The 9,333-nt window shown below is 37.7% G+C and carries 11 protein-coding genes and 1 other annotated feature; of the genes, 9 read left to right on the forward strand and 2 right to left on the reverse strand.

The annotated features are described in order from the left end of the window. Positions 1-2: 2 nt before the first annotated feature. The gene (locus ACFO3L_RS02180) at positions 3-404 is read left to right on the forward strand and encodes a rhodanese-like domain-containing protein (protein WP_379963368.1); all 402 of its coding nucleotides are present in this window, start codon (positions 3-5) and stop codon (positions 402-404) included. Between the two features lie 49 nt (positions 405-453). Here ACFO3L_RS02180 and ACFO3L_RS02185 read toward each other — a convergent pair whose 3' ends face one another. Continuing rightward, positions 454-621, reverse strand: a complete 168-nt coding sequence (locus ACFO3L_RS02185; RefSeq protein WP_379963370.1) for a DUF3042 family protein — start codon at positions 619-621, stop codon at positions 454-456. 156 nt (positions 622-777) lie between these two features. Between ACFO3L_RS02185 and ACFO3L_RS02190 the strand changes: the two genes are divergently transcribed. The 4 genes from ACFO3L_RS02190 to ACFO3L_RS02205 are packed head-to-tail and all read left to right on the forward strand — an operon-like array spanning position 778 to position 5,458. Next, on the forward strand, positions 778-1,938 hold the full coding sequence (locus tag ACFO3L_RS02190) for a galactokinase (protein ID WP_379963373.1): 1,161 nt from the start codon (positions 778-780) through the stop codon (positions 1,936-1,938). A gap of 26 nt (positions 1,939-1,964) precedes the next feature. Then, positions 1,965-2,954 (forward strand): UDP-glucose 4-epimerase GalE, encoded by a 990-nt coding sequence (gene galE / locus ACFO3L_RS02195; RefSeq protein ID WP_379963375.1) that lies wholly within the window; start codon positions 1,965-1,967, stop codon positions 2,952-2,954. A gap of 11 nt (positions 2,955-2,965) precedes the next feature. Further along, entirely contained in the window at positions 2,966-4,447 is a 1,482-nt protein-coding gene (galT, locus tag ACFO3L_RS02200) for a UDP-glucose--hexose-1-phosphate uridylyltransferase (protein ID WP_379963377.1), read from the forward strand. An 18-nt stretch (positions 4,448-4,465) separates the two neighbouring features. Continuing rightward, positions 4,466-5,458 (forward strand): LacI family DNA-binding transcriptional regulator, encoded by a 993-nt coding sequence (locus ACFO3L_RS02205; RefSeq protein WP_379963379.1) that lies wholly within the window; start codon positions 4,466-4,468, stop codon positions 5,456-5,458. A 51-nt stretch (positions 5,459-5,509) separates the two neighbouring features. On the opposite strand, the gene ACFO3L_RS02210 is transcribed toward ACFO3L_RS02205, so the two are convergent. Continuing rightward, entirely contained in the window at positions 5,510-5,758 is a 249-nt protein-coding gene (locus ACFO3L_RS02210) for a GlsB/YeaQ/YmgE family stress response membrane protein (protein WP_379963381.1), read from the reverse strand. 457 nt (positions 5,759-6,215) lie between these two features. Here ACFO3L_RS02210 and tsaB point away from each other — a divergent pair, with 457 nt between their 5' ends. The 4 genes from tsaB to tsaD are packed head-to-tail and all read left to right on the forward strand — an operon-like array spanning position 6,216 to position 8,938. Beyond that, complete coding sequence (gene tsaB / locus ACFO3L_RS02215) at positions 6,216-6,938, forward strand: tRNA (adenosine(37)-N6)-threonylcarbamoyltransferase complex dimerization subunit type 1 TsaB (RefSeq protein WP_379963383.1); 723 nt, start codon at positions 6,216-6,218, stop codon at positions 6,936-6,938. Continuing rightward, the gene (rimI, locus tag ACFO3L_RS02220) at positions 6,922-7,458 is read left to right on the forward strand and encodes a ribosomal protein S18-alanine N-acetyltransferase (RefSeq protein ID WP_379963385.1); all 537 of its coding nucleotides are present in this window, start codon (positions 6,922-6,924) and stop codon (positions 7,456-7,458) included. The genes tsaB and rimI (ACFO3L_RS02220) overlap by 17 nt, the downstream gene beginning before the upstream one ends. After that, the gene (gene rimI, locus ACFO3L_RS02225) at positions 7,455-7,907 is read left to right on the forward strand and encodes a ribosomal protein S18-alanine N-acetyltransferase (RefSeq protein WP_379963387.1); all 453 of its coding nucleotides are present in this window, start codon (positions 7,455-7,457) and stop codon (positions 7,905-7,907) included. Before rimI (ACFO3L_RS02220) ends, rimI (ACFO3L_RS02225) begins: the two co-directional genes overlap by 4 nt. An 11-nt stretch (positions 7,908-7,918) precedes the next feature. Next, positions 7,919-8,938: a tRNA (adenosine(37)-N6)-threonylcarbamoyltransferase complex transferase subunit TsaD gene (tsaD, locus tag ACFO3L_RS02230; RefSeq protein WP_379963389.1), complete on the forward strand. Its 1,020-nt coding sequence runs from the start codon at positions 7,919-7,921 to the stop codon at positions 8,936-8,938. 61 nt (positions 8,939-8,999) lie between these two features. Further along, positions 9,000-9,191, forward strand: a binding site (T-box leader). The last annotated feature ends 142 nt before the right edge of the window (positions 9,192-9,333 follow it).

A 9,333-nucleotide genomic window follows, 5' to 3' on the forward strand; every position in this document is an offset into this window, starting at 1 on the left:
AAATGGGATTTTTAGTGTGGTTAAACGTAATATTAGCGTCAATTTTATTATTCTTCGGATTAAACTGGTTATTTTACTATTATATGGGGAAAAAATCAGCAACGATTATTACAGAAGAAGAGTTCAAAGAAGGAATGCGCCGTGCACAAGTGATTGATGTTCGCGAAAAAAATGAATTTGATGCAGGTCACATTTTAGGAGCACGTAATATTCCTTACACAACGTTTGCGCAATCAGTTGGTGGTATTCGTAAAGATTTACCAATTTATTTATATGACAATACGAAAACGTTAAGTGTTCGTGCGGCAAATAAATTACGTAAACAAGGCTATACAAATATTTATATTTTAAAAACGGGTTACAGTGATTGGTCTGGTAAAACAAAGCAAAAGAAAGTCTTCTAATTAATAAAAACGTTGGAACACTCTTAACTAAGAGAATTCCAACGTTTTTTTATCGTGCAAAACTTTTACGATGTGCTTTTCGACGATTTTCATCTTGAATCGCTTCTTTTTCCTCGATTGGATCAATAACTGTTTTTTTGATGGCAGTAACTAAGCTAACGGTTGCTGCAGTTGTAATTAAAGAACCAACTACAAAACCAGAGAGAAATTTTTTCATTGTTCTTTCACCTCACTTTTATTTCTAATTATATTATGAAGCATTTTTCTATTTTTGGGAAGTGAAAACGATTGAAATTTTAAGGTAAAAATAATTGTAAATATTTACTAAATGTTTTATAATAAATTTACTAAGAAAAATAAAGGAGCGTTTATGATGGAAAAAGACTTACAAGCAATTTTTAAAGAGAAGTTTGGCGAGGCGGCTACTGGCGAATATTTCGCACCTGGACGGATTAATTTAATTGGGGAACACACAGATTACAATGGTGGTTATGTTTTTCCAGCAAGTATTACGATTGGAACATTTGGTTTAGCAAAAAAACGTGAAGACAATCAAATTCGTTTATACTCAGAAAACTTCCCTGAAAAAGGCATTATTGAATTTTCAATTGATGAGCTAGACTATGACAAAGCGCATGACTGGACAAACTATCCAAAAGGCATGGTTCGTTACTTGAAAGAAGCAGGTTATGTGATTGATTCTGGTTTTGAAATGGTCTTTTATGGCAATATTCCAAACGGCGCGGGTCTATCATCTTCGGCTTCCATTGAAATGTTAACAGGCGTAATTTTGCGTGATTTATTCAACCTAGACGTTGAAATGTTAGACATCGTTAAAACAGGTAAAAAAGTAGAGAATGCCTTTATTGGTGTCAATTCAGGAATTATGGATCAATTTGCGATTGGTATGGGTAAAAAAGACCACGCTTTATTATTAGATACAAATACTTTAGAATATGAAGTGGTACCAGCTGAGTTTGGTGAATATGTCGTAGCAATTATGAATACCAATAAACGTCGTGAATTAGCAGATTCAAAATACAATGAACGTCGTAGTGAATGTGAAGAAGCGCTTCGTCGTTTACAAATAAAATTAAGCATTGATTCATTAGGTGCGCTAGATGAAGAAACATTCTTTGGTAACACTGAATTGATTGGCGATGAAACATTAATCCGTCGTGCGAAACATGCAGTGACTGAAAACCAACGGACATTAAAAGCTAAAAAAGCCTTGCAAGCCGGTGATTTATCAGAGTTTGGTTTATTACTAAACGCTTCGCATGCGTCACTGAAAGATGATTATGAAGTAACAGGGATTGAATTAGACACGTTAGTTACTGCTGCTCAAGCGCATCCAAGTGTGTTAGGAGCACGTATGACCGGTGCTGGTTTTGGTGGCTGTGCGATTGCTTTAGTGAAAGCAAATGACTGGGATAATTTTGTGGAAGCTGTTTCTAAAGAGTATTTAGAAAAAATTGGTTACGCAACGGATATTTATCAAGCAAGTATTGATGATGGTGCAAGAAAACTTTAAAAATAAAAAAGATAAGGGTGAATAAAATGTCAATTTTAGTTTTAGGTGGTGCAGGTTACATTGGTTCGCATGCCGTTGATCAATTAATCAATAAAGGATATAAGGTTGTTGTGATCGATAATTTATTAACAGGACATCGTGCAGCAGTTCATAAAGAAGCAACGTTTTATGAAGGCGATATTCGTGACAAAGCATTTGTAACGAGCGTTTTTGAAAAAGAAGCAATTGAAGGCGTGATTCACTTTGCGGCGAGCTCACTAGTGGGTGAATCCGTTGAAAAACCGTTGAAGTACTTTAACAATAACGTTTATGGGATGCAAATTGTTTTAGAAGTAATGGAAGCCTTTGATGTTAAGAACATTGTCTTCTCATCAACTGCCGCAACTTACGGTGAGCCAGAAGTAAGCCCGATTGTTGAAATAACGCCAACAAATCCGAAAAACCCTTATGGTGAAAGCAAGTTAATGATGGAAAAAATGATGAAATGGTGTGACAATGCTTACGGGATGAAGTACGTTGCTTTACGTTATTTCAACGTGGCAGGTGCCAAACGCGATGCGACCATCGGTGAGGACCATACGCCTGAAACACATTTAGTACCAATTATCTTACAAGTAGCGCTTGGTCAAAGAGAAGCTTTATCTATTTTTGGTGATGATTATGATACGCCAGATGGTACATGTATTCGTGATTATGTACATGTCGAAGATTTAATTGCGGCACATATTTTAGCGCTAGAATATTTGGAAGCCGGTAATGAAAGCAATGTCTTCAATCTAGGTAGCAACAACGGTTATTCAGTTAAAGAAATGCTTGATGCTGCGCGTGAAGTAACGGGTAAAAAAATTCCAGCGATTGTTGCACCAAGACGTGCGGGTGACCCAAGTTCATTAGTCGCTTCAAGTGCAAAAGCAAGTGAAGTTTTAGGTTGGAAACCAGAGTATACAGATGTTAAAAAAATTATTGAAACTGCGTGGAATTGGCATGTCAGTCATCCGAATGGTTATCAAGATTAGGAGTTTTTGAAATGAGTATTAGTCAAGTTATTGCCGATTTTATTACTTGTGGCATCCAATCGGGTGGTTGGATGGAGATGGATCGGATTTATTTACAAAACCGCGTTCTGGGAATGATTGGTGAAGCAGCTCTTGAGACGTATGTTGTTCAACCAGTTGACGTTTTGCCTATTGAACTAATGGATGTCTTAGTCGCAAAAGCAAAAGAAAATCAAGTGATCGGTGAATCCCTGGCTGAAACGGAGATTTTAGAAGGTGAATTGATGGATTTGTTAACGCCACCACCATCTGTCGTAAATGCCTTTTTTGCCCAACATTACGAAAAATCACCTGAACAAGCGACCGATTATTTCTTTGATTTATGTCAAAAAAATGACTACATCAAAACGCGTGCGATTGCTAAAAATATTGTTTTTCCGATTGAAACCGAATATGGGGCATTGGATATCACAATCAATTTATCAAAACCAGAAAAAGATCCAAAAGAAATTGCTGCTCAAAAAAATATGACAGCTGTTAATTATCCAAAATGCATGCTTTGTATGGAAAATGAAGGCTATAAAGGTCGGATGAATTATCCTGCTCGGACCAATCATCGCTTGGTTCGTATGAATTTAGATGGCGAAGCGTGGGGCTTCCAATATTCACCTTATGCTTATTACAATGAGCATTCGATTATCTTATCAGAAGAACACCGCCCAATGAAAATTAGTCGTCAAACATTTGAACGTTTAACAACAATTGTTGAAGTGTTACCACATTATTTTGTTGGTTCGAATGCTGACTTACCAATTGTCGGCGGCTCGATTTTATCGCATGATCATTATCAAGCAGGTAAATATCAATTTGCAATGGAAAGAGCACCAATCGAAACCTCATTTACCATTCCAGGATTTGATGCTGTAACGGCGGGAATCGTGAAGTGGCCAATGTCAGTCATTCGTTTACAAAGTGCCAATAAAAAAGCTTTAGTTGATGCTTCGGAATATATTTTAACTAAATGGCAAAATTATTCTGCGCCAGAACTTTCGATTGTAGCTTTTAGCAAAGATGGTATGCCACATCATACCGTGACACCAATTGCGCGTCGCCAAGGCGATTTGTTTGAAATCGATCTCGTATTACGTGACAACAATGTGTCTGAAGAACATCCAGATGGGATTTTCCATCCGCATCAAGATGTTCAACATATTAAAAAAGAAAACATCGGCTTAATCGAAGTCATGGGCTTGGCGGTTTTACCACCACGTCTTGAAAAAGAACTAGTTGAAGTGGAGCAGTATGTCCTAGGTGAAGAAAATGCGATTGCTGAATACCATCTTCCTTGGGCTAATCAGATGAAAGAGTGTTACACATTCACAGCTGAAAATGTTCAAGAAATTGTTCAACAAGAAGTTGGTTTGATTTTTGCACGTGTTTTAGAAGACGCAGGTGTCTTCAAACGCGATGCAGTCGGTCAAGCAGGCTTTATGGCCTTCATTAACAGTTTGTAAAATCAGGAGGAGAAACGCATGGCAACAATTAAAGACATTGCAAAAAAAGCCGGAGTTTCTCCGGCAACTGTTTCACGTGTTTTAAACTATGATCCAGAGCTTTCGGTGAGTAAGGAAACGGAGAAAAAAGTTTTTGAAATTGCAGAAGCCTTGAATTATACGAAACACAAAAATAAACGTCGTGAATCGGCTGTTTTACGCCTAGTTCAATGGTACGATAGCGAGGAAGAGTTAGCCGATTTATATTACTTAGCGATTCGTCTAGGGATTGAAAAAAAAGCGGAAGAGCTGAATATTCGTTTGATTAAAGAGCAAATGACGGAACTTTCAGATACGGAGACACAAGGAACGATTGCTTTAGGTAAATTTGATCAACGTGAAATCAAGCAGTTGACTCGTTTACCAGGCGAATTACTCTTTGTTGACTTTGATGGTTTATCATTAGGACAAAACTCTTTAGTTGTTGATTTTACGCAGGGCGTTCAATTAGTCATCGACCAACTAATTAAAGAAAAACACCATAAAATTGGCATCCTTTCAGGGGTTGAATATACGAAAGAAAATCAGTATGAAATTGAAGATCCACGCTTTTTAGCTTTTCGAGATTCTCTCGTTCGATTGAAATTGTTCGATGAAGCCTATCATTTAAAAGGTGCTTTTACGATTGATGATGGCTTTCATCAGATGCAACAATTCCTTACAACTCATACGTCATATCCAACGGCATTTTTTGCTTCAAGTGATGCGTTAGCAATCGGTGCGATGCGTGCCATTCAAGCACAGGGTTTAAAAATTCCAGAAGATATTTCAGTAATTGGTTTTAATGACGTGAGTGTAGCTAAATATGTTTCACCCGCATTGTCATCAGTGAAAGTTTATACGGAATGGATGGGGGAATTGGCTGTATCGACTCTCCTTGAGCTCATTCAAGAAGAGTCACCAGTCGCACGAAAAATTACGGTCGGTACCGAACTTATTTTAAGAGATTCTACCCGTAGTAATGAAAAATAGGAAAATAAAAAAATCGCATCCTAAGATGCGATTTTTTTGATGTGTCGATAATTATACTTTGCTGCGACCAAAGAAGAAAGAGACCACTGCAACTAAAATAATAGCACCGATAATGGATGGAACAATCGCCATTCCAGCTAAGCTTGGACCCCAACTTCCTAACAATGATTGTCCGATAGCAGAACCAATTAAACCGGCAATCACGTTTGCGATAATTCCCATTGATCCACCTTTATTCGTAATCGCTCCAGCAATTGCACCAATAACGCCTCCGACAATTAATGACCATAGTAAACCCATTTCCTTCATCTCCTTTAAATTTTTAAACCCAGGAAAATAATAATAAGAGCGTTAAAAAGAATCCCTGTGATTTATTGATACACCAAGCTTAACATTACTGATAAAGTGTGTAAAAAGATAGATACAGTCAAAAATATCTTTTTTTATATTTGGTAGAAGATTCGTTATTTTTTAAAAACATCCCAATTTGTGAAAGGTTTTCAAAATCTGTTGTTAATTTGTTTTTAAAAGGATAACACATTGTTCAAACAACTATTCGTATGATTTAAAATATCACAAAAACGCAGGATTTATGATTGAAACTATTTGAATTTATCCTTAGCGAGAGTTTAAATTGTTTTTTTAATTTCTAAATTTTTTCTTAAGATGTGCGGTTTTTAGATGGGAAACTCGCATCTGTCACTGACTTTCATTTTGTGGTAAAATGAACTGGAATCTGTAAAGGTAGGGAAAATCAATGAAAATTTTAGCAGTCGATACATCAAATCAAACACTTGCAGTAGGAATCATGGACGGTCAGCAAGTGCTAGGTCAAATTCAAACAACGATTAACAAAAATCATAGTGTGACTCTAATGCCAGCAATTGAATTAATGACGAAAAAAGTTGGGTTAAAACCAAAAGACTTTGAACGAATTGTCGTCGCTCAAGGCCCAGGATCATACACAGGCTTAAGAATTGGCGTTACGGCAGCCAAAACACTAGCTGACACTTTAAAAACGGAATTGGTTGGCGTGTCTAGTTTAAAAGTCATTGCTGCAAATTGTATAGGGCAAAAAGGTTGGATTGTGCCATTATTTAATGCTCGTCGTAAAAATGTTTATGCGGGTGCTTATGAATGGCAATCAGGTGAGTTAGTCAATGTATTACCTGATCAACATTTAGCTTTATCAGACTTAATAGAAAAATTGGCGGATCAAGATGTTTATTTCGTTGGTGAAGATGTTCAAGTTTTTCATGAAGATCTAGTTTCAGCGTTTTCAGAAGTAGCTATTAATCAAATCCCCGAATGGAATTATGCAAACGGGGTTACTTTGGCAAGTTTAGGTGCAAAAGAGCAACCCGTTGCTAATATTCATGGTTTTTTACCTGAATATTTAAAATTAGTTGAAGCCGAAGAAAATTGGTTAGCAACTCAGCCTCAACAAGTGAGAGTGGAAAGTTATGTGGAAAAAGTTTAATATTTTTCAATTAGCTATTTTTAAAAATTTTCGCAAACATTACCAACCAAAAGTCGTAAAAATTCAAGAGCGAACGTTTACGATTCGTCAGCTAGACATTGGTGATATTAAAAGTTTGCTGGATTTACAGCGCAAAGTCTATCAAGGGGAAACGCCATGGATGCGTAGTGCCTTTTTGGCCGAGTTGTATTCACGTTATTCGCATCTTTATTTGGGGGTGCTGTTTGAAGAACAAGTGATTGCGTTTATGGGCGTGCGTGTTTTTTTGACGGATGGGCATATTACAAACATCGCTGTCTCGCCGGATTTTCAAGGGATGGGTATAGGTAGTCTTCTATTAGAGGAATCTGAAAAGTTTGCGCACTCTTTAGATTGTGCCACCATGTCGTTAGAAGTACGGCGCAGTAATCAAGATGCACAACGGCTGTACCGGCGTTTAGGTTATGTTTCAAGGAAAGTATTACCAAATTATTATGACGAAGATCAAGAAGATGCGATTGATATGGTGAAGTATTTATGATAAAAGACAAAAATGATTTTACACCGGATATTTTAAGTGAAACCCTCTTTCAAATCGCGGACGAAAGCTATCCAAATGGTTCTCCTTGGTCAAAAAAGCAATGGGAAGCGGATTTGGAGTTGCCTCATAGTTTTTATTTTATTGATGAACAAGCTGACAAGGTTGTGGGCTTTTTAGCCTGTCACTTGGTTGTTGATGAAATCGAGATTATGCAAGTGGCCGTTCATCCGGCGCAGCAAAAGCAAGGGATTGCCCAACAGTTGCTAGAACAATTAGCAAGCTTCGCCCATGAAAAAGCGGCCTCCTCTATTTTTTTAGAAGTGCGTGAATCGAATCAAGCGGCTAAACAAGCGTATCGAAAAAGTGGATTCGAAGAAATTGGGATACGAAAAAAATACTATCATGCGCCCGTTGAGGATGCTGTTTTAATGTTAAAAAAAGTAAGGTAGGCTAGGAATAAATGAGAGAATTAATTTTAGCTATTGAAAGTAGCTGTGATGAAACAAGTGTCGCTGTTGTTGCAGATGGCGCGAAAATATTAAGTAATGTGATTGCATCGCAAATTAAAAGTCATCAGCGTTTTGGTGGGATTGTACCCGAAGTGGCCAGTCGGCACCATGTCGAAGAGATTACGATTTGTATTGAAGAAGCGTTAGAAGAAGCGCAAGTTGAAGTGGCGGACTTGTCAGCAGTTGCAGTAACACAAGGACCGGGTTTAGTCGGAGCGTTGTTAATTGGAATTGCGGCGGCTAAATCGTTTGCCTGGGCCCACGACTTACCTTTAATTCCAGTTAACCATATGGCGGGTCATATTTATGCAGCTCGTTTTGTGAAACCATTAATTTTTCCGTTAATGGCGCTTTTAGTTAGTGGTGGGCATACGGAATTGGTCTATATGGCCGAAGATGGTTCTTTTGAAATTATTGGTGAAACGCGCGATGATGCGGCCGGTGAAGCGTATGACAAAGTTGGTCGCGTGTTGGGATTAAAATACCCAAGTGGGAAGGAAATTGACGAGTTGGCGCATCAAGGGCAAGATACTTATCATTTCCCAAGAGCAATGATTCATGACCCACATTTTGATTTTAGTTTTAGTGGACTGAAAAGCTCTTTTATTAATTTTGTACATAATGCAGAGCAACGGGGTGAAACTTTAGTTAAAGAAGACTTAGCAGCGAGTTTCCAAGCAAGTGTGATTGACGTTCTAGTGAATAAAACCATTCGTGCGTGTCAAGAATATCCAGTTAAGCAATTAATCGTTGCAGGCGGTGTTGCGGCTAATCAGGGCTTACGTTCCGCTTTAACAGCAGCAGTGGCTAAGGAGTTATCTGATGTCGAAGTGATTTTCCCGCCATTAAAATTATGTGGCGATAATGCAGCAATGATTGGTGCGGCGGCCCATGTTGAATTAAAAAAACAACACCTCGCACAGATGGATTTAAATGCCAATCCAAGTTTGGTTTTTCCTAACAAAGATTAATGATGAAATTCGCTAGCTTATTTTCTGAAACTTTGTTATAATTCATGTGATTAAATTGAATATTCGATTGTTGATCAAGAAAAGTAACTTTTTTGTCTTTTAAAGCGAGTTCGGGGTGGTGGAAGCCGGATAAAAAGAAAAAGTGAAGCGCCCTTGAGAAATTTGCATAGCAAACGGCATCTACCGTTATTAGATAAAGTGGGTTCGGTAAACGAACAAACAGAGTGGTACCGCGGGAAATCTCGTCTCTAGTGTGAATATAACACTAGGGATTTTTTTGTTTTACACCGTATATTCGAATGATTTAAAAAGAAATAGATGACTAATAGTCTTGTGGTATTAAGTCAAGTGATAAGTAGATTTGTTTTCATTGCTTTCATAGATTTTAGGCCGCA

Origin of the sequence: Enterococcus eurekensis (assembly GCF_042654605.1) — a bacterium.
GTDB classification, from domain to species: Bacteria; Bacillota; Bacilli; order Lactobacillales; family Enterococcaceae; genus Enterococcus_I; species Enterococcus_I eurekensis.